This is a genomic window from Caulobacter radicis (genome assembly GCF_003094615.1).
Lineage (GTDB): Bacteria > Pseudomonadota > Alphaproteobacteria > Caulobacterales > Caulobacteraceae > Caulobacter > Caulobacter radicis.
In genome coordinates this window covers 25,913-45,385 of record NZ_QDKO01000018.1, presented here as the reverse complement: position 1 = coordinate 45,385, position 19,473 = coordinate 25,913, and the positions used below count along the sequence as shown (strand labels likewise).

Sequence of the window (19,473 nt, the reverse complement as noted above, 5' to 3'; positions counted from 1 at the left end):
AGTTGCTGGATGCCGACCAGCCTAGTCCTCAACCGCCGGCGGCGGGATCAGGGCCAGGAAGTTGCGCACCAGGGGCGAGGCGTCGCCGGCGCGGGTGGCGATGGCCAGCGGCACCTTGGGCACGGCCCCGTCGAGCGGCCGGTAGACCACCCCGCGCACCGCCAGCTGGGCGATCGAGCCGGGGGCCATGGCCACGCCCAGGCCCGCGGCCACCATGTTGATCATCGCCACGATGTGCGGCGTCTCCTGGCCGATGGTCGGCTCGAAGCGTTCCTGGGCGCAGGCCTCGCGGATCAGGCCCAGGAACGTGCGGCCGATCCCTTGCGAGAAGATCACGAACGGCTCGCCGGCCAGCGCCGCCACCGGCACGCGGGCCTGGGCGGCCAGGCGATGGCCGGCCGGCAGGGCCAGGATCAGCGGCTCTTCGCCAAGGGGCAGCAGGTCCAGGCCCTCGGCCGCGACGTTGCCGGGGCGCACGAAGGCCGCGTCCAGCTCCGAATGCAGCAGGCGCTCGGCCAGGCGGGCCGAGTGGCTCTCCTCGACGATCAGGCTGGCGTCGGGATATTTCCAGTGGAAGACGGCGAAGGCCTCGGTCACCGCCGGGTGGAAGTTGGCCGACGAGGTGAAGCCCACCCGCAACGCGCCCACGTGGCCGCCGCCGGCTCGGCGCGCGGCCTCCCTGGCCCGTTCGGCCTGTTCCAGGAGCAGCCGGGCCTCGGCCAGGAAGGCGCGCCCCGCCTCGGTCAGCTCGGCCCCGTGCGGCCGGCGCAGGAACAGCGGGTAGCCAATCTCCTTTTCCAGGTCGCGGATCTGCTGGCTCAGCGGCGGCTGGCCGATGCCCAGGCGCGCGGCGGCCCGCGTGAAGTTCAGCTCTTCCGCGAGGGCGACGAAATAGCGGACGTGGCGCAGTTCCATGGGGTGTGGCGCGGGACTCGGCGGAAAACTCAGGCGGGCGGAAACTTGCCCCGAACGGTCGGGCGGACGCTTCTCCAGAGGAGCACGGCCAGGGCCGCCAGCGCCGCCGGGATCAGGGCCGCCAACCATACCAGAACCACGACCACCAGTTGCAGCAAGGACAACGCGACCACGAGGGCCTTGTTCTCCGGCTTGCTGGCCTTGGGGGGCGGTATGGACACTGACGCAATCTCTCGCAACGCGGCTGGCCGGGCCGCGCACCGGTAGACGGAGCGCTGCTGACCAGTCGTCAGCGGTGTTGCATCGACCTCCGACGAATCTGCGGGAAGTATTGCGCAGAATCCGTGATATTCAATCGCAAACTCCCGCGACGGGGGATATTGTGTATTTACGCACCGTTCGTTGGGCGAATTTTGAGGCAAAATATGGACGGTGCTCCAGGTATATCTGGAAAGTATTGCTCCATATCTTTTGAATATCGTCGGTCAGCCTTCGAGAGTGGCGAGCACTTTCGGATGGCGACGGGCCAGGTCCACCAGCCGTTCGACCAAGGCCTCGCGGCTGTCCAGCGCCAGGCCGTCGCGCAGCCTCGACATTCGATCGCGCACCGCCTGCAGGCCCGGCTCGTCCAGCGCGTTGGCGGCCACGACCACGGCCGCCTGGTGCTTGCAGGCGCCGAACTTTTCGAACCCCGGACAGTCGCAGCGACCCTCGCCGGCGGGCGCGCGCAGCTCGACCACATAGAGGTCGCCGGCGCTGCCGGTGACGTGGGCGGTCACCGCGTCGTCCTCGATCGACACCAGGGCGACGTCGCCCTTGTCGGCGATGGCCACGCCGCTTTCGAACCAGCGCTCGTCCATCCGCTCGCGCCAGGTTTCAGCGTCAAACAGGCTCATGCCTCGTCCTCGATGCGGTGGATGTCGTCGTCCGACAGTCCGAAGTGATGGCCGATCTCGTGGACCAGCACGTGCTCGATCAGCGCGCCGAGGGTCACATCGCCGCGTTCGCACCATTCGTCCAGGATCGGCCGGCGATAGAGGAAGACCATCGAGGGCTGGGCCCCGACGTCCAGCACCGAGCGGCGCGACAGGTCCACGCCCTGGTAGAGGCCGGTCAGCTCGAACGGATCCTCGATGCCCAGGCTGTCTAGAACCTCGTCGGTGGCGAAGTCGTCGATGCGGAAGACGACGTCGCCGGTCAGGCGGCGGAACTCTTCGGGCAGGCCGTCGAAGGCGGCCTTGGCCAGGGCGGCGAAGTCGTCCAGCGAGGGGGCCAGCGACGGAGCGAGGCGGTCGGTCCAGGTCATGAACTTCACATAACGCGATCCGCGCTTCGGGGAAGGGGCCAGATCGCGCTCGCGCCACACCCGGTCTAAGCTGCCAGATCTGATTCGACCCTTACGCCTTCTGGGGCTAGCGACACGCCGGATGACATCGCTCGATCTGATCCTGGCCGCGACGGCCGGCGCGGTCTGCCTGGCGATCTGCGCCACCCTATGGGCCCTGGCCCAGCGCCGCGCCTTCGACGCCCGCCTGGCCGGCATGCGCCAGCGCCTCGACGCGCTGGAGAGCGGCTCGGTGGCCGCCCAGGCCTCGGCTGAAGCGTTCGACAACGCCCTGGTGGCGGTCGAGGACGGCGCGGCCCGCCTGGTGTCGGGCGACGACAGCCTGCACGCCTGCGCCCAGGTGCTGAACGTCGAGGCCACGCCCGACGCCCTGGTCGAGGCCCTGATCGCCGGCGACCCCGACCACGCCGCCCGCCTGAAGGCCCTGTTCGAGCGCGGCGAGGCCTGCGCCTTCGAGGCCCGCGGTCCCGGCGGCCGGGTCATCGTCGAGGGCCGCGCGGCCGGCGCCCTGGCCTGGCTGCGCCTGGCCGCCCAGACCGGCGACCTGGGCCTGCCCAGCGCCGCCCGTTTCGCCGCCTTCGTCGATGGTTTGTCCGAGCCGGCCTGGATCGCCGCCGCCGACGGCGCGCCGACCTGGGCCAACGGCGCCTATCTGCGGGCCGTGGGCGTCGACAACGCCGGCGAGGCCGCCCGCGCCGGCAAGACCTTCGACCGCGCCGTCGACGCCCTGGCCGTCGAGGCCGCCGCCAAGGCCGAGCGCCGCGAGACCGTGCGCTGGACGCCGATCGACGGCCGCCGCCGTGCCTTCCGCTTCACCGTCAAGCCGCTGGACGGCGGCGGGGCCGGGGTGTTCAGCGCCGACGTCACCGAGGTCGAGGACGTCCGCGAGACGCTGAAAAACCACGTCGCCGCCCACGACGAGACCCTCAACCACATCGCCGACGGCGTGGCGATCTTCAGCGCCAGCCGGCGCCTGTCGTTCCACAACACCGCCTTCGCCGACCTCTGGGGCCTGGAGCCGGCCTGGCTGGCCGAGCGGCCGACCCATGGCGAGGTGCTGGACCGCCTGCGCCAGCGCCGCCGCCTGCCCGAGACGGTGGACTACGCCAAGTGGAAGGCCGCCGAACTGGCCCGCTACGAGGACCTGGGTCCCCAGGCCGACGAGCTGTGGGACCTGCCCGACGGGCGCACCCTCAAGGTCGTGCGCCAGCCCCACCCGCTGGGCGGCATGCTGCTGCTCTATTCCGACATCACCGGCGAGCTGCGCCTGAAGGCCCAGTACAACGCCCTGATCCAGGTGCAGCAGGCCACGCTCGACAAGCTGAACGACGCCGTGGCCGTGTTCGGCTCGGACGGCCGCCTGCGGCTGCACAACGAGGCCTTCGAGACCTTCTGGAACGTCACGCCCCAGGCCCTGCAGGCCGCCGGCGACTTCGAGGGCGTGGTCGAGCTTTGCGTGCGCCGCCTTCATGACCTGTCGTTCTGGCGCGAGCTGAAGGGTCGGGTGGCCGATCCCGATCCGCAGATGCGCGCCCCGACCTCGGGCGAGGTGCGCACGTCCGACGGCCGCATCGTCGTCTACCAGAGCCGGCCGCTGCCCGACGGCGCCACCCTGATCGCCTTCGCCGACGTCACCGACACCCGCCACCTGGAAAGCGCGCTCGCGGACCGCTCCGCGGCTTTGGCCGAGGCCGAACGGCTCAAGCGCGACTTCGTCGGCAACGTCTCCTACGAGCTGCGCACGCCGCTCACCACGATCATCGGCTATTCGGAGCTGCTCGAGCGCGCCGAGGGCCTGCACGAGCGCGGCAAGGGCCACGTGGCCGCCGTGCGCGCCGCCGCCACCCAGCTGGCCCGCTCGATCGACGACGTGCTCGACATGGCCCAGATCGACGCCGGCGAGATGGCGCTGGAGATCGAGGACATCCGCGTCGTCGACCTGTTGCAGGGCGCGTATCAGCGCGGCGGCAAGGACGCCGAGATCGGCGGGGTGACGCTGGAGGTGATCTGCGACGAGGAGGTCGGCCTGATCCGCGGCGACGCCAAGCGCCTGAACCAGACCGTCGACCACCTGGTCGAGAACGCCCTGCGCCAGACCCCGCCGGGCGGCAAGGTGACGATCTCGGCCCAGCGCGCGCTCGGCGAGGTCAAGCTGCACGTCAAGGACACCGGCCGCGGCGTGCCGTTCCACGTCCAGGCCCACATCTTCGACCGCTTCGTCGGCCGCGACCGCGGCGGTCCGGGCCTGGGCCTTGCCCTGGTCAAGGCGCTGGTCGAGCTGCATGGCGGCTGGGTGGCTCTGGAGAGCGAGCCGGGCGCCGGCTCGACCTTCACCTGCCACCTGCCCGAGACCCAGCACCCGGGCGCGGCCCAGCCGGAGTTCGGGTTCTAGGGTCGCTGCCGCCGTGCGTGATCCTCGCCCTTCGACAGGCTCAGGGTGAGGATCAATTCAAGCGGCTGCATTCGTCCCTCATCCTGAGCTTGTCGAAGGACGAGGGACGCGGAACAAAAAAGGGCCTCCCGAGATCCTCGGGAGGCCCTTTCCGTGTCCGGCGAGGCTCCCGGTCGCCCGGGAGCCCGCTCACCCTCAATACTTGTAGGTGAAGCCCATGAAGAACCGGCGGCCGAAGTAGCCCAGCTCGGTCAGGCGGATATCGCCGGCCGTGGAGCGCTCCTCCTCCTTGGTCAGGTTCTTGCCTTCCACGAACAAGGACAGGCCCTTGGGGCCCGGCTTCCAGGTGATCTTGCCGTCCAGATAGCCGGTCGGATCGCGGAACACCGGCTGGCCCGAGGTGTCGGCGGCCGAGACCAGGTACTTGGAGCGGTAGTTGTAGGCCAGGCGGGCGTTGATCGGGCCCTTGTCGTACCAGACCGTGAAGTTGGCGCTGCTCTTGGACAGGCCCGGGAAGGGCAGGGGCGAGCCGTCGAGGGTGGAATAGAGCTCGACGTCCTTGGCTTCCTGGTAGGTGTAGTTGGCGTCGATCCCCAGGCCCGACAGCGCCCCCGGCAGCCAGGTGAAGGCGGTCTTGCCGGTCAGCTCCAGGCCCGAGATCTTGGCCCCGTCGCCGTTGATGTAGGTGCTGTAGTTATACAGGACCCCGTCGCCGTAGTAGTCGACCTTGCCGATCAGGGTGCGCGACGAGACGTAGAACGACTTTATGTCCTTGTAGAACAGCCCCAGCGAGATCTGGGTGTCGCTGTTGGGATAGTATTCGAACGACAGGTCGTACTGGTTGGCGCGATACGGCTTCAGCTCCGGATTGCCGGCCGTGCAGCTGGGCTCGTCGAACTCGCCGTTGGCGTCGGGCGAGTTGTCGGTGGTGCAGCTGACCGTCGGCATCAGGTAGTCCATGCGCGGACGGGCCATCAGCTGGGCGAAGCCGGCGCGGGCCGCCAGCTTGTTGGGCGACAGCCACAGGCCCACGTTGAAGCTGGGCAGCCACACCGTGTAGTCCTTGGTCATGGTGGCGATGCTGTTGCTCAGCACATAGGTGGTCGAGGTTCCGCCGTTGGTCGCCGCATAGGTCTCGCTGCGGGTCTGGGCGCCGGTGCCCTGGGTCTTGGTGTGGACCCGACGCCAGCCGAAGTTGCCGTTCACGTCGTAGCCCAGGAGCGGGAAGGCGTAGTTGAACTTGAGGTACTGGGCGTCGGTCTGTTCCTGGATCCGGTAGGGGATCTGCTCGTAGGTCTCGCCGTCGTTGCCCGTGGTGGTCGTCAGGTTGTTCAGGTTGAAGTGCGACGTGTCGAGGTACTGGGCGACCTTGTTGAAGTCCGGGTACAGCCAGGTCGAGGGCAGGCCGCCGCCGCCGTAGTAGAAGGCGCTGGGCAGCTGGGTCATGGCCTGGGCGAAGACGGCGTTGGAGAACGCCCGCGACCAGGTCTCGCTCGTCGACCAGTAGCCGGTGGTGTAGGCGGCCGAGGCGTTGGTCGGATTGGTCTGGTCGGCCGTCTGGCTGGCCAGGATCGTCGCCGTCGAATTGACCGCGTTGCTGTAGATCACCGTGTCGTCGGTGGTCGAATAGGCGTTGGCGCCGCCGTCGATGATGTAGCCGCCATAGCCGTAGCCCGAGGTCGAGAAGTCGGTGGCGCGGCCGCCGAACTCGATCTTCTTCAGGAACGGTAGGTCGACCTCGTAGTCGAAGTCGATCTTGTACTGCTTCTCCTCCGACTGCGAGTTGGAGGGGCGGTACTGGATCTGCCACTGGCGGATCGCCGAGGCGTCCGAGGGGCTGTAGCCCTGGGCAAACGTGAAGGACGGATTGCCGGTCGACGGATCCAGCGTCACCGTCATGCCGGGCGTGTCGAAGCTGACGCTGACATTGTTGGTCTGCGACACGGTCGAGGTCTCGGCGCTGGAGGCCTGGAACTCGATCTGCAGGCGGTCGCCGCGGTAGTTGGCGCCGATGTTGTAGTAGTCGCTGGTGGACTCGTAGGCGAAGTCGCGGGCGCTGATGCCAAAGCCGTTGTAGCCGCCCGCGCCCGAGGTCGTGAGGCAGTTGCCCAGGGTGTATTGGATGACGTTGTGGTTGGCGTCGGTGACCACCGAGCCGGCCGTGGTGTCGGTGCTCGAGCACGACGTGCCGTTGGCGGCGGTGTTGCGCAGCCGCGTGGCGGACGTGAAGTCGGTGCCGTAGTTGATGTCGTTCAGCCGCTGGCTGCGCTCATTGCGGTTGTAGCTGACCCAGGCGTCGAGCTTGTCGGTGAACTTGTATTGGGCCGTGAACTCGGCCGAGATCCGCTCGTCGGTGCGGGTCCAGACGCCGTAGCGGGCCACGCGCGGGGCGTAGTCGTACCACTGGCTCTGGCAGGCGGTCCGCAGGTTGGTGGTCGAGATCTGGGTGGCGTCGGGCGTCACCAGCGACGAGCAGCCGGCATAGGTGGAGACGCCGCTGGCCAGGTCGACGATGTCCTGGCCGTAAGCGGTGGAATAGTAGTCGACGGTCTTGTCGGCCGAGTTGTCGAAGTCGGCGAACCGGCCCCACGACGAGTTGCGGACATAGTCGCCGCGGGTGTTGACCTTGTCGTAGGTGACGTTGGCCATCAGGCCCAAGCGACCATCGAAGAGCTGGGTTGCGGCGAAGACGTTGCCGCGCGGCTTCCAGCCGTCGACCGTGTCGAGGTTCTGCAGCGAGCCGGTGAACGACAGGGTCGGCTTCTTGAAGTCGAGCGGCTTGCGGGTGGTGACGCTGACCGTGCCGCCGACGCCGCCCTCGGTCATGTCGGCGGTGAAGCCCTTGAAGACGTCGATCGACTTGACCAGCTCCGAGGCCAGCTCGCGGAAGTCGTTGGAGCGGCCGCCGCCGCCGTAGACCTGCAGGTTGCCGGCCGTCGACAGGGTGCTCATGCCGTTGATCTCGACGCGGTTGAGGTCGGGCTCGACGCCGCGGATCGACACCGCGTTGCCTTCGCCGAAGTCGCGGGCCAGCTGCACGCCGGTCACCCGGCCGAGCGCCTCGCCGACGTTCTTGTCGGGAAACTGGCTGATGTCCTCGGCGACGATGGAGTCCGAGATCGTGCCGGCCCGCTTCTTGCGGCCCATGGCCGACTGCAGGCTGGCGCGGGTGCCGACGACGACGATCTCCTCGACCTTGTTCTCGACGGTGGCGGTGGGGGGCTGTTCGGCGGCCTGGGCGAGGGCGGCGGGCGCGCCGATGCCCAGGATGGCGACGGCGAGGCCCGTGGTCGCCAGCAGTTGGTGTTTCATGGGTTTCCTCCGATGAGAGACTGGCGGTGTCCCGCCTTCTTTCGCCGCCGGGCCGCGCGGCCCTTGGGCGTGTTGGTGGATGGCTGGAGGCAAGGCGCGTCGAGACGGCGGCCGCGACTGGCAGGGCGCGGCGGAACGGATGTCGATGCGGACTTGCATGGACGCCGGGGCTCGACGCGGCGGGCGTCGGAGCGCTGGCCGGTCGCCGGATGTCCGGCGGCGGGCTTCGGCGTGTCGCGGTCGGGCGGGGGTTTTCGCGCCGTCGCGGATATAGAGCGGTCTTCACGGTCGTCGCGGATCTCTTGATCTCTGCGACGGCGTCAAAAATCTTATCGAGGAGGCGCTGTTGTCAATCTCTGTTGTCTGAGTTTTGACAACATAACCGTGTATTCGCCTTGATTTGCGTCAATGAAAACTATTCGATCATTTTGATTTCGAATTGTTTCATTATGGAAAATATTGATACGCGATATTCTCATCTTGTGAAACTACATCGCAGAAAGCGGGATTCGTCTTGCAAGGCGGGCGGCGTGAGCCTAGTGGACTGGCTCAGGCGGCAGGCTCCGCCCCTGAGGCGGGCCTGTCTGGGAAGGGGAAATGGGAGGACCAGGATCACCGGCTTCGCAGGGCGCGCCAGGACGCGCGCGGCGGCGCCGGCGGACTTCACGGATAGGATCGAACTGAGCGTGGCGGGTTTTGTTTGTGCGCCACCTGACATGTCGAGGAGGGGCCGGCCGGTTCAGCCCGGACGCCAGCGCATGGCGACGGCGATCTCGGTCTCCGACGGCGCCTCGACGAAGCCGGCCTTGCGATACAGCGCCTGGGCGGGCGCGTTGTCGAACCCGACGTCCAGCGTGATCGACGCGGCGTGGGCCCGCGCGGCCGCGTCCTGGATCCAGGCCATGAGCCCAGATCCCAGGCCAAGGCCGCGGGCCTCCGGCGCCAGCAGCAGGTCGATCAGCCGCCAGTCGGCGTGGGCGCGGTCCAGCAGCAGTTGCCCGACCGGAACATCGCCCGCCAGCACCAGCCAGCGATCGGCCTTGGGATAGGCGCCGGCCACATGGATCTGCTGCAGGCGCAGCTGGTCGGCCATCATCGCCGTCACCTGGTCCTGCGGCCATCCCATCGCCAGGAAGGCCGCGCCGCGGAAGGCCGCGTGCCATTGCGCCAGCAGCGGGCCGTCGCCGTCCTCGATGGCGCGGACGGCGACGTCGCGGGCCAGAAGCGCCTCGGGCAGGGAGGGCATGTCGGATGGTGATTTCATCGCGACGACTCGCGGGTGAATGGGCTAGATCGACGCATAGGTTGCGCTACGGGTTGGGCTCGGGGCGCGATCTGCCAAGACCAGTGCAAGACAGACGAGGGGGACGCCATGCAACTGCTGAAGCCGGAAGATTTCGAACCCTGGGTGGGCAAGCAGGTGCGGGTGGCGACCATTCCGCATCCGGTGGAGATCACGCTGGCGGCCATCTTCCGTCCCGGCTTCGCGCACGACATCCGCGAGCCCTTCTCGCTGATGTTCGAGGCGCCGATGAACATCAACCTGATCGACGGGGCCTACGAGTTCGACTGCGGCAAGGGCGGCCCGCATACGATCGTGATCACTCAACTGAAGCCGCTGCCGGGCGCCCGGGTCTACCAGGCCGTCTTCAACTGACGACGCCGGCTGGGCCGGAAAAGCGCGATCCGAAATAGAAAACGCCGGCCCGTGGACAGCCACGGGCCGGCGTCTTTCGTTTCCGTCGATTAGTTGCGCGAGGGGAAGATGCCCGCGACGCAGATGATCGACTGCAGGCCGAGGTAAGGCTGCATGTTGTCGAACGGCGCGTTGTTGCCGGTGATGCCGACGGTGACGCTGCCGGCGATGCCGGTGACGGTGCCGGCCGACAGGTTCACGGCCGTGCCGGTGGTGCCGGCCGGGGCGAAGATGCCGGCCTGGGCCACGTTGAGCGCGTCGTAGGCGTTACAGATGTGCGCGTTGGCGGTGGGTTGCACGGCTTGCTGGCCGTCGACCACGTTGCCCAGAGCCTGGACGTTCACGGCCGGCGTGCCCGTCGGGGTGAACACCGCGGCGTGGTTGTGGGCCGGCAGGTTGGTGATGTTCAGGGTGGTGGTCGGCGTACCGGCCAGCTCGCCCTGGACGTAAGCCGGCAGGCCAGGGCCTTGGCCCGGGCCGACCATGGTGCGGCTGCGCAGGTCCGGCAGGCCGAAGGTGGTCTGGCCGTTGCCGCCGAAGGTGGTTCCCAGCAGCGAGAACAGCGCGGTGTTCTGCGCGATCGCGATCAGTTGTCCGTTGGTGTACATGAAGTTGCGCGGGGCGAAGTTACCCGCGAACTGCACGATCATAGCCATATAAAAGTCCATGGCGTCAGGCCCTCCCACAATGTTGAGTTGCCAGGCTACACAGCGACGTCCCTAGCGCGCAAGACGCTCGTTTCACGCGGCTGCCCCGACTCCGATCAGGCGCGCGGCAAGTCCCGGAAATCCCTTGAAAACCGGTCACGCACATCGGTGTCTCAACTTTGGGACACACCCTTCGCGCGTGATGTGACAATTCACACGGGAAACGCCTGGAGGCTGTGCATAATGTACAGTTACGTGTAATGGGCTGGTAATGCGCGCGGATGTAGAGTCCGGGGCGGACTACCGCGCGTGGATAATTGGGGCTGGGGAAATTGATGTTCCAGGGGTGGATGACCCGCATTCTGCGGGGTAACGCGACTGCATCGCAGTTTGGCGATGCGCAGGTTCTGCGTGGCCGCGAGCGCACGGTCATGCAGCGCGCGCGCTACATGGTCATGGCCATGGTCGCCTTGCTGGCGGCCGCGGTCGGGCCCTCCACGGCCTTCGCCTCGGCGTTCTGCGATGCGATTAACGCCGGCGCCCTGAACCAGAGCTCGACCTACTCCGGTGGCACGCTCAACACCACAAGCGCGAGGATGACGAGCGGGACCAGCACCCTGAACGGGCTGTTGACACAGCTGTCCAACCACGCAGCGAGAGACAGTTGGTACAACGGCGGAGCCAAGTACAACTATACGGTAGGCGAGCAGGTTACTGTCACCGCCACGTTCAGCGGCGCCACCAATATAAACGCTCGCCTTTACAGGGGTGCGAACGACGTCGGGATCGGCTCGCTCGTCAATAGCCAGAATCTCACCGGCGACGGCACTATCAGCTGGAATTTGGCCGCGTCGGAGTACGCGCTGGAATCCCGGATCGTCGGCCTGGCCGGCGCGGCCGGCACGGTCGTTATCACCGCCAGCTGCTTGCCGCCGGTTCCCACAATCTCAAGCATCTCTCCCTCGGCGGGCCCCACCAGCGGCGCCACGAGCGTGCAGCTCAATGGTGCCGCCCTGGCGAACGCCACCTTGACCGTCGATGGCGCGACCGTGACCCCCTCCGCGGCCAGCGACACCCAGATCACCTTCAACACCCCCGCGCACGCGGCCGGCGCCGTCGTGGTCGCCGTGACCACCGCCGGCGGCACGGCCACCACCAACTACACCTACGTTCCCCCGCCGACGATCTCGTCGCTGTCGCCCACCGCAGGACCGACGGCCGGCGGCACGGCCCTGACGATCAACGGCTCGAACTTCACGGGCGCCACCGTGACCATCGACGGCGTCGGCGTGACCCCCACCTCTTCCAGCCCCACCGCGATCACCGTCACCACGCCGGCCCACGCCGCGGGCGACGTCGTCGTCGCCGTGACCACGACCGGCGGCACGGCGACCTCCACCTTCAGCTACGTGCCTCCGCCGACGATCTCGTCACTGACGCCCAACCAGGGGCCGACCGGCGGCGGATCCTCCGTGAGCATCAGCGGCACGAACCTTTCCGGCGCCACCCTGACCGTCGATGGGGTCACCGTGACGCCCTCGTCCACCAGCGCGACCTCGGTGGTGTTCACCACGCCCGCGCACGTCGCCGCCAGCGTTCCCGTCGTCGTCACCACCACTGGCGGCACGGCTTCGTCCAGCTTCGAGTACGTCGCTGCGCCGACCATATCGAACCTGTCGCCCAATGCCGGATCTACCGCCGGCGGCACGAGCGTGACGATCACCGGTACGAACCTGACGAACGCCGTCTTGACGGTCGACGGTTCCACCGTGACTCCGACCTCGGCCAGCGCGACCACGATCGTCTTCAACACGCCCGCCCACGGCGCGGCCACCGTCGTGGTTTCGGTGGCGACGCCGGGCGGCTCGGCTTCGTCCAACTTCACCTTCGTCGCGCCGCCGGTCGCCAGTTCGCAGACCTATGGGTCGATCATCGCCTATAATACGGGCGCGAACCTGACGACGAACATCGACCTGTCACTCTATATTACCGGGGGCGGTACGCCGACCAACTACGCGGTCGGTTCGGCCACCACGGCCCAGGGCGGCAGCGTCAGCGTCAACAGCAGCGGCATCGCGACCTATACGCCGCCCGTCGGCTACCGGAACGCCAACGACAGCTTCACCTACACGGCGACCAACATCGGCGGCACCTCGGCGCCGGCCACGGTCACCGTCACGATCGGCAATCCGACGATCACGCTGACGCTGCCGGCGCCCACGGCCACGGTCGAACGCGTCTATAACGCCGGCAACAACCCCGTGACCTTCTCGGGCGGCCGCGCGACCTACACCGTCAACAGCATCAACGGTCTGCCTTCGGGCCTCAGCGCCGTCGGCGGCGTGATCAGCGGCACGCCGGCGGTCAACGGGACCTTCACCGTCACCGTCAACGTCACCGACAGCTCGCTGGGCGCTGGTCCCTACAACGCCAACACCACGGCGACCCTGACGATCAGCCTGCCGCCGGCCCCGGTGGCCTCGTCCTTCTCCATCAGCGGCCTGACCTACAATTCCGGTTCGGCCACGGCGACGACCTTCAGCGCGGCTTCGCACGCCACCGAAAGCCCGACCGGCTACCAGGTCGGCGCCTCGTCCTATGGCGCGACGGTCTCCGTCGATAGCGCCGGCCTGATGAGCTACACCCCGCCGGTCGGCTTCCGCGGCACCGACACCTTCAACTGGGTCGCCACCAACGCCGGCGGCACGTCGAACGTCGGCCAGGTCTTCGTGACCGTGGACGACCCGGTGTTCTCGGTCACCCTGCCGGCCTCCACCGGCACGGTCGGCGACGCCTACAACAGCGGCGCCCTGACCGTGACCATGAGCGGCGGCAACCCGCCCTATAGCAACTTCCAGGCCACGGGCCTGCCCGCCGGCCTGACGATGAACAGTTCGGGCGTCATCAGCGGCACCCCGACCACGGCGACCAACGCCACGGTCGTGGTCACCGCCACCGACAGCTCGGGCGGCAACGGCAGCTACACCAGCACGGCCTCGGCCTCGCTGAGCATCGCCGCGCCGACCATCACCCTGTCGCCTGCGTCGGGCGCCCTGCCGGGCGGCCAGGCCGGCGTCTCCTACAGCCAGTCGTTCAGCAGCACGGGCGGCTATGCGCCGATCACCTTCTCCGTGACGGCCGGCGCTACGCCTCCCGGGACCTCGCTGAGCGGCGGCGTGATTTCGGGCACGCCGACGGCGACGGGCACCTACAACTTCACCGTCACGGGCGCCGACAGCAGCGGCAACAACTACCAGGGGCAAGCCTCCTACAGCATCACGGTCAGCGCGCCGACGATCACCGTTTCGCCAGCGCCTGGCTCGTTGCCGCAAGGCACGGTCGCGGCCAGCTACAACGTCAGCTTCTCGGGCAGCGGCGGCACGGGCCCCTACACCATCACCCTCGACAGCGGCACGCTGCCAGACGGTCTGACCTTCTCGGGCAGCTCGATCTCGGGCGTCCCGACGGAGGGCGGCTCGTTCCCGATCACCATCCGCGCCCAGGACTCGACCGCCGGCGGCACGTACTCGGGGACCCAGGCCTATACCCTGGTGGTCGCCGCGCCGAGCATTACCGTGTCGCCGGCTTCGCCGCTGACCGGCGGGACGATCGCGGCCCCCTACACCGCCACCGTCACCGCTTCGGGCGGCACGGCTCCCTACACCTTCGCCTGGAACGGCAGCCTGCCTCCGGGTCTCACCCTCTCGGCCGGCGGCGGCATCAGCGGCACGCCGACGGGCGCGGGGACCTACAACTTCAACATCGAAGCCACCGACTCCAGCACCGGCGGCGGCACGGGTGCGGGCGGGCGTTACGTCCACTCGCAGGCCTACGCCATCACCATCGCCGCGCCCACGCTGTCGCTGTCGCCGAACACCCCGGCGACCAATGCGACGATCGCCACCGCCTATACCCGCACCTTCGCGGCGTCGGGCGGCACCGGGCCCTACACCTATGCCCAGGCCGGCACGCTGCCGACGGGTCTCAGCTTCAGCGGCGACCAGCTCTCGGGCACGCCGACGCAAGGCGGCGGTCCCTTCACCTTCAGCATCACCGCCACGGACAGCTCCAGCGGTTCGGGGCCGTTCCAGATCACCGAGAACTACAGCCTGACGGTCGATGCGCCGACCATCACGGTCTCGCCCGGCTCGCTGACCTCGGTCACCACCGGTACGACGGTGAACCAGACGATCACCGCCAGCGGCGGTACGTCGGGCTACACCTTCGCCCACACCGGGACCCTGCCGACGGGCCTTAGCCTGTCGACCGGCGGCCAGATCACGGGCACGGTGACCGGCGCGGGCGTCTTCACCTTCACGGTCACGGCCACCGACTCCAGCTCCGGCGCGGGTCCCTATACGGGCTCGACGACCTATAACTGGACCATCGGCGCGCCGACGATCGCGCTGGACCCGATCACGCCGATCAACGGCCAGGCCGGGGCCGCCTACAACCGGACCATCACCGCCAGCGGCGGCGTGGCCCCCTACAGCTACGCGGTCTCGGGTTCGATGCCGGCGGGGCTCAGCCTGTCGTCGACCGGCCAGGTCAGCGGCACGCCGACCCTGGCGGGCGCCTTCAGCTTCACCGTCACCGCTCAGGACTCTTCGACCGGGGCCGGCGCGCCGTTCCTCGGCACGCAGACCTACACGGGCTCGTTCAGCGCCCCGTCCCTGAGCTTCGTCTCGACCAGCCTTCCGACCATGACGGCGGGCCAGCCCTACAGCGCCAGCCTCGCCGGCGCCGGCGGGACGGCTCCCTATAGCTTCCTCATGGCCAACGGCACGTCGCTGCCGGCGGGCCTGACCCTGTCGTCGAACGGCCAGATCACCGGCACGCCGACCGCGTCGGGTCCCTTCAACTTCGACATCGAGGTCCGCGACTCCACCACCGGCGGGGGATCTCCGTTCGGCGCCACGCAGACCTTCAGCACCACGGTCGACGGTCCGACCCTGGCTCTGAATCCGGCCAGCCTGCCGGATGCGGTCCAGCACTCGGCCTACAGCCAGACCATGACCACCACGGGGGGCACCGCGCCCTACCAGTACAACATCGTCGCTGGCGGCGGCTCGCTGCCCACCGGCGTCACCCTCAGCACGGGCGGGGTCCTCTCGGGCACGCCGACGGTCGTGGGCAACTTCAGCTTCACGATCCGCAGCACCGACGCCACGACCGGCGCCGGCCCCTACCACGTCGAGACCATCTACTTCCTGACCGTGAACGCCCCGGCTCCGCCGACGGCTAACGCGGTGGCCGCGACCGTGGCCGCCAACAGCACCACCAACACGATCACTCCGAACCTGACCGGCGTGCCGGCGACCGGGGTCACCATCGCCACCGCCCCAAGCCACGGGACGGCGACGCTGGTCGGCGCGGGCCCGACCGCCACCTTCGACTACGTGCCGACGCCCGGCTTCTCGGGCACGGACACCTTCACCTATACGGGCGACAACGCGGGCGGGTCCTCGGCCCCGGCCACGGTCACCGTCACCGTGACGGCGCCGACCCTGGTGGTCGCCGGCACGCCGCCCGGCGGGACCGTCGCGGTGGCCTATGTCGACGCGACCTTCACGGCCACGACCGGCACGGCGCCCTATAGCTATGCCGCCACCGGCCTGCCGGACGGCCTGACCCTCAGCACGGCCGGCGTCCTTTCGGGGACCCCGACCGTCGCCGGGACCTTCAACCCGCTGATCTCGGCCACCGACGCCTACGGCGCCATCGGTTCGGCCAGCTTCCCGATCGTCATCAACGCTCCGACGGTGACGATCACCGCTCCGGCGGCCGGCGCCCTGCCGAGCGCCACGGCCTTCATCGCCTATCGCCAGGACTTCACGGCGACGGGCGGCGTGGCGCCGCGCACCTTCGCGGTCACCGCCGGCGCTCTGCCCAGCGGTCTGACCCTGAGCCCGGCCGGCGTTCTTTCCGGCTCGGCCACGGTCACCGGGACCTTCAACTTCACGGTCACGCCGAGCGACGGCTCGGGCGCGCCGGGTCCCTATGCCGGGACTCCGACCGCCTACAGCCTGGTGGTCGGCGCGCCGTCCATGACCCTGTCGCCGGCGGCCGGTCCGCTGCCGGCCGGTACGGCCACCGTGCCCTACAACGCCACCTTCTCGGCGGCGGGCGGCACCTCGCCCTACAGCTACGCGGTCACCGCCGGCGCCCTGCCGGGCGGCCTGACCCTGAGCCCGGGCGGCGTGATCTCGGGCGCGGCCCTGCAGACCCAGACGGGGACCTTCAACTTCACGGTCACCGCCACGGATGCGAACGGCTTCCCGGTCGCCCAGGCCTATAGCGTGGCGATCGCCCAGGTCACCCTGGTCACCACCTCGCCGGCCAACGGCGTGGCGGGCCAGGCCTACAACCAGGTGCTGGCCACCAACGGCGGCACGGCGCCCTACAGCTACACCATGACCGGCGCCCTGCCGGCCGGGGTGACGCTGAGCAGCGCCGGCGCGCTTTCGGGCACGCCGACCGCTTCGGGGTCCTTCGGCTTCGAAGTCACGGCGACCGACGCCTACGGCGCGGTGGGCGTCAACCAGCTGACCCTGGTCATCGCCGGGGCGAACCTGACCCTGACCCCGGCCTCGATCCCGGCCCAGGCCTATGGCGCGACCGTCAACGTCACGTTCCAAGCCGCCGGCGGCGTGCCTGCCTACAGCTACACGCTGACGGGCGCCCTGCCGGCTGGCCTGAGCTTCTCGGGCAGCACGCTGTCGGGCGTCGTCACCGAGCCGGGCTCGTTCCCGCTCACCGTGACGGCCACCGACTCGTCCACGGGCAACGGTCCGGCGACGGCCCAGTCGACCTTCACCCTGGAGGTCGCCGAAGCCCCGCCGCCGGTCGTCGAGCCGGTCGCCACCGACACGCCGGCCGGCCAAGCCGCCGTCATCGACGTGTCCAGCGAGATCAACGGCTTCTACGACAGCGTCATCATCACCCAGCCCCCGGCCAACGGCACGGCGGTGGTGAGCGGCGGCGCCTCGCGGATGCGCTCGCAGTCCGGCCCGTCGGTGACCATCACCTACACGCCGAACCCGGGCTATTACGGCCAGGACAGCTTCATGTACGCGGCTGTCGGTCCGGGCGGTCAGTCCGCCCCGGCCCAGATCACCGTCCAGGTCGCCGCCCCGGCTCCGGTCGTGGTCGCCGACACCGCGACCGTCAACGCCAACGCCTCGGTGGCCATCCCGGTGACCACCAACGACACCGGTCCGATCACGACCATCGCCATCGCCACGGCTCCGGCCAACGGCACGGCGACGATCTCGGGCCTGGAAGTGAACTATGTCCCGGCCACGAACTTCTTCGGCACGGACACCTTCACCTACACGGCGACCGGCCCCGGCGGCACGGGCGGTCCGGCGACGGTCACCGTCACGGTCAACCCGCTGGCGGTCCCGACCCAGACGGCCCAGACGATCACCGTCCTGGCCGGCCAGTCGGTGACCCTGGCCGCCACCCAAGGCGCCACCGGCAGCCCGTTCACGGGCGTCGCGGTCGCCACCGCCCCGACCAAGGGCACGGCGACGGCGAACGGCGAGACCATCGTCTACACCCCGGCTACCGGCTTCTCCGGTTCGGACAGCTTCACCTATCGGATCAACAACCCGTTCGGTGCGTCCAACCCGGTTCCGGTGACCGTCACCGTCAATCCCGCGCCCCTGACGGCGCCGCCGATCACCGTCGAGATCCTCGCCGGCCAGAAGGCGGTCGTTAATCTGGTGGCCGGGGCCAGCGGCGGGCCGTTCACCGGGGCGGCGGTGGTGTCGATCACGCCCGCCAACTCCGGCGCGGCCGTGGTGACCAGCCCCTCGTCGGGCGCCTACACCCTGACCTACACCCCCGACAACGCCTTCGCGGGCACGGCGGTGGTGACCTACACCCTGAGCAACGCCTTCGCGACTTCGGCCCCCGGCCGGATCAACGTGATCGTCACGGCTCGTCCGGACCCGTCGAAGGATCCGGAAGTGAAGGGTCTGATCGCGGCCCAGGACGCAGCGGCTGTCCGCTTCGCCGACGCCCAGATCAGCAACTTCAACCGTCGCCTCGAGCAGCTGCACAACGGCGGCGGCGCGGGTCGCGGGTTCGGGGTCAGCGTCAACGGTGGTCGCACCGAGCGCGATGACGGACTGGAAGCGCGCGAGCGGTTCCGCAAGTACGCCAGCCTCGGCATGAACGACGCGGTCGATCCGTCCAGCCCGCTGCTGCCCGCCGACACGGCCGGCTACACCGAGAAGGACGACGGCGAAGACGGCCAGGCCGGTCCCAAGCGCTGGGGCGTCTGGGCGGCTGGTTCGGCGGACTTCGGTATGCGTGACGCGGTCGGGTCGCAAAGCGGCTTCCGCTTCACCACCGACGGCCTGACCGGCGGCGTCGACTACCGGGTGAACGAAGACTTCGCCTTCGGCCTGGGTCTCGGCTACGGCCGCGACTCCAGCCGGATCGGCAAGTCGGGCACCAAGAGCAAGGCCGAAAGCTACAGCGCCGGCCTCTACGCCAGCCTGAAGACGGGCGAGAAGACCTTCATCGACGGGGTCCTCGGCTACGGCACGCTCGACTTCGACACCCGCCGCTACGTCACCTCGACGGGCGAGCTGGTGAACGGCGAGCGTGACGGCGACCAGGTGTTCGCGGCTCTGACCTTCGGGATGGAGCACCGGACGCAGACCAGCCTGCTGTCGCCCTATGGCCGCGTCGCCTACAGCCGCTCGAACCTGGACAAGTTCTCGGAAGACGGCGGTGGGCCCTTCGGCCTGACCTACCATGCCCAGACGGTGAAGAGCCTGACGGGTACGCTGGGTCTGCGCGGCGAGTTCCTCCGCAAGACGGCGGCCGGCCTGCTGGCTCCGCGCTTCCGGGTCGAATACTCGCACGACTTCGAGAAGGCCAACGACGCCCTGCTCAACTACACCGACTGGGTGGGCGGGCCGACCTACCGCCTGACGGTGGATCCGATCGACCGCGACCAGCTGCGGCTGGAGCTCGGGGCCGACCTGACCATCAAGAGCGGCCTCAAGCTGGGCCTGGACTTCGACAACATGGTCACGAAGGACAGCGACAGCCAGGGCGTCAGACTGACGGTCCAGTCGCCCTTCTGATCGAGGGCGAAGGACTGACCTAAAGAGGGCGGCGTCGGAAACGGCGCCGCCCTTTCCTTTGG

General features: G+C 69.0%; 10 protein-coding genes. 3 read left to right on the top strand and 7 right to left on the bottom strand.

Annotated features, from left to right (window positions below; translation table 11 throughout):
• Positions 1–21: 21 nt before the first annotated feature.
• The 4 genes from DDF62_RS10820 to DDF62_RS10805 all read right to left on the bottom strand — a co-directional run bounded on the left by DDF62_RS10820 (position 22) and on the right by DDF62_RS10805 (position 2,221).
• A complete protein-coding gene (locus DDF62_RS10820; RefSeq protein WP_116489126.1) occupies positions 22–915 on the bottom strand; it encodes a LysR family transcriptional regulator in 894 nt (297 codons plus the stop codon).
• Positions 916–944: 29 nt separating this feature from the next.
• The gene (locus DDF62_RS10815; protein WP_244286790.1) at positions 945–1,136 is read right to left on the bottom strand and encodes a hypothetical protein; all 192 of its coding nucleotides are present in this window, start codon (positions 1,134–1,136) and stop codon (positions 945–947) included.
• Between the two features lie 264 nt (positions 1,137–1,400).
• Positions 1,401–1,811: an SWIM zinc finger family protein gene (locus DDF62_RS10810; RefSeq protein WP_116489124.1), complete on the bottom strand. Its 411-nt coding sequence runs from the start codon at positions 1,809–1,811 to the stop codon at positions 1,401–1,403.
• On the bottom strand, positions 1,808–2,221 hold the full coding sequence (locus DDF62_RS10805; RefSeq protein WP_116489135.1) for a metallopeptidase family protein: 414 nt from the start codon (positions 2,219–2,221) through the stop codon (positions 1,808–1,810). The genes DDF62_RS10810 and DDF62_RS10805 overlap by 4 nt, the downstream gene beginning before the upstream one ends.
• 121 nt (positions 2,222–2,342) lie before the next feature.
• On the opposite strand from DDF62_RS10805, the gene divL reads away from it, so the two are divergent.
• Positions 2,343–4,652, top strand: coding sequence for a cell cycle protein kinase DivL (gene divL, locus DDF62_RS10800; protein ID WP_116489123.1), 2,310 nt, complete (start codon positions 2,343–2,345; stop codon positions 4,650–4,652).
• 195 nt (positions 4,653–4,847) lie between these two features.
• Here divL and DDF62_RS10795 read toward each other — a convergent pair whose 3' ends face one another.
• Together DDF62_RS10795 and DDF62_RS10790 are read right to left on the bottom strand one after the other, a co-directional pair.
• Positions 4,848–7,964 (bottom strand): TonB-dependent receptor, encoded by a 3,117-nt coding sequence (locus tag DDF62_RS10795; protein WP_116489122.1) that lies wholly within the window; start codon positions 7,962–7,964, stop codon positions 4,848–4,850.
• 739 nt (positions 7,965–8,703) lie between these two features.
• Positions 8,704–9,228: a GNAT family N-acetyltransferase gene (locus DDF62_RS10790; protein WP_116489121.1), complete on the bottom strand. Its 525-nt coding sequence runs from the start codon at positions 9,226–9,228 to the stop codon at positions 8,704–8,706.
• A gap of 108 nt (positions 9,229–9,336) precedes the next feature.
• Between DDF62_RS10790 and DDF62_RS10785 the strand changes: the two genes are divergently transcribed.
• Positions 9,337–9,621 (top strand): DUF6916 family protein, encoded by a 285-nt coding sequence (locus DDF62_RS10785; protein ID WP_116489120.1) that lies wholly within the window; start codon positions 9,337–9,339, stop codon positions 9,619–9,621.
• Positions 9,622–9,710: 89 nt separating this feature from the next.
• On the opposite strand, the gene DDF62_RS10780 is transcribed toward DDF62_RS10785, so the two are convergent.
• Positions 9,711–10,316 carry a phage tail protein gene (locus DDF62_RS10780; RefSeq protein WP_208866850.1) on the bottom strand — a complete coding sequence of 202 codons (606 nt, stop codon included), beginning with the start codon at positions 10,314–10,316 and terminating at the stop codon, positions 9,711–9,713.
• 326 nt (positions 10,317–10,642) lie between these two features.
• Between DDF62_RS10780 and DDF62_RS10775 the strand changes: the two genes are divergently transcribed.
• Positions 10,643–19,411: a putative Ig domain-containing protein gene (locus DDF62_RS10775; protein ID WP_116489118.1), complete on the top strand. Its 8,769-nt coding sequence runs from the start codon at positions 10,643–10,645 to the stop codon at positions 19,409–19,411.
• Positions 19,412–19,473: the final 62 nt, after the last annotated feature.

Coding starts and splice junctions, on each gene's coding strand:
- DDF62_RS10820 (WP_116489126.1), bottom strand. CDS start 915: ATGGAACTGCGCCACGTCCGCTATTTCGTCGCCCTCGCGGAAGAGCTG.
- DDF62_RS10810 (WP_116489124.1), bottom strand. CDS start 1,811: ATGAGCCTGTTTGACGCTGAAACCTGGCGCGAGCGGATGGACGAGCGC.
- DDF62_RS10805 (WP_116489135.1), bottom strand. CDS start 2,221: ATGACCTGGACCGACCGCCTCGCTCCGTCGCTGGCCCCCTCGCTGGAC.
- divL (WP_116489123.1), top strand. CDS start 2,343: ATGACATCGCTCGATCTGATCCTGGCCGCGACGGCCGGCGCGGTCTGC.
- DDF62_RS10795 (WP_116489122.1), bottom strand. CDS start 7,964: ATGAAACACCAACTGCTGGCGACCACGGGCCTCGCCGTCGCCATCCTG.
- DDF62_RS10790 (WP_116489121.1), bottom strand. CDS start 9,228: ATGAAATCACCATCCGACATGCCCTCCCTGCCCGAGGCGCTTCTGGCC.
- DDF62_RS10785 (WP_116489120.1), top strand. CDS start 9,337: ATGCAACTGCTGAAGCCGGAAGATTTCGAACCCTGGGTGGGCAAGCAG.
- DDF62_RS10780 (WP_208866850.1), bottom strand. CDS start 10,316: ATGGCTATGATCGTGCAGTTCGCGGGTAACTTCGCCCCGCGCAACTTC.
- DDF62_RS10775 (WP_116489118.1), top strand. CDS start 10,643: ATGTTCCAGGGGTGGATGACCCGCATTCTGCGGGGTAACGCGACTGCA.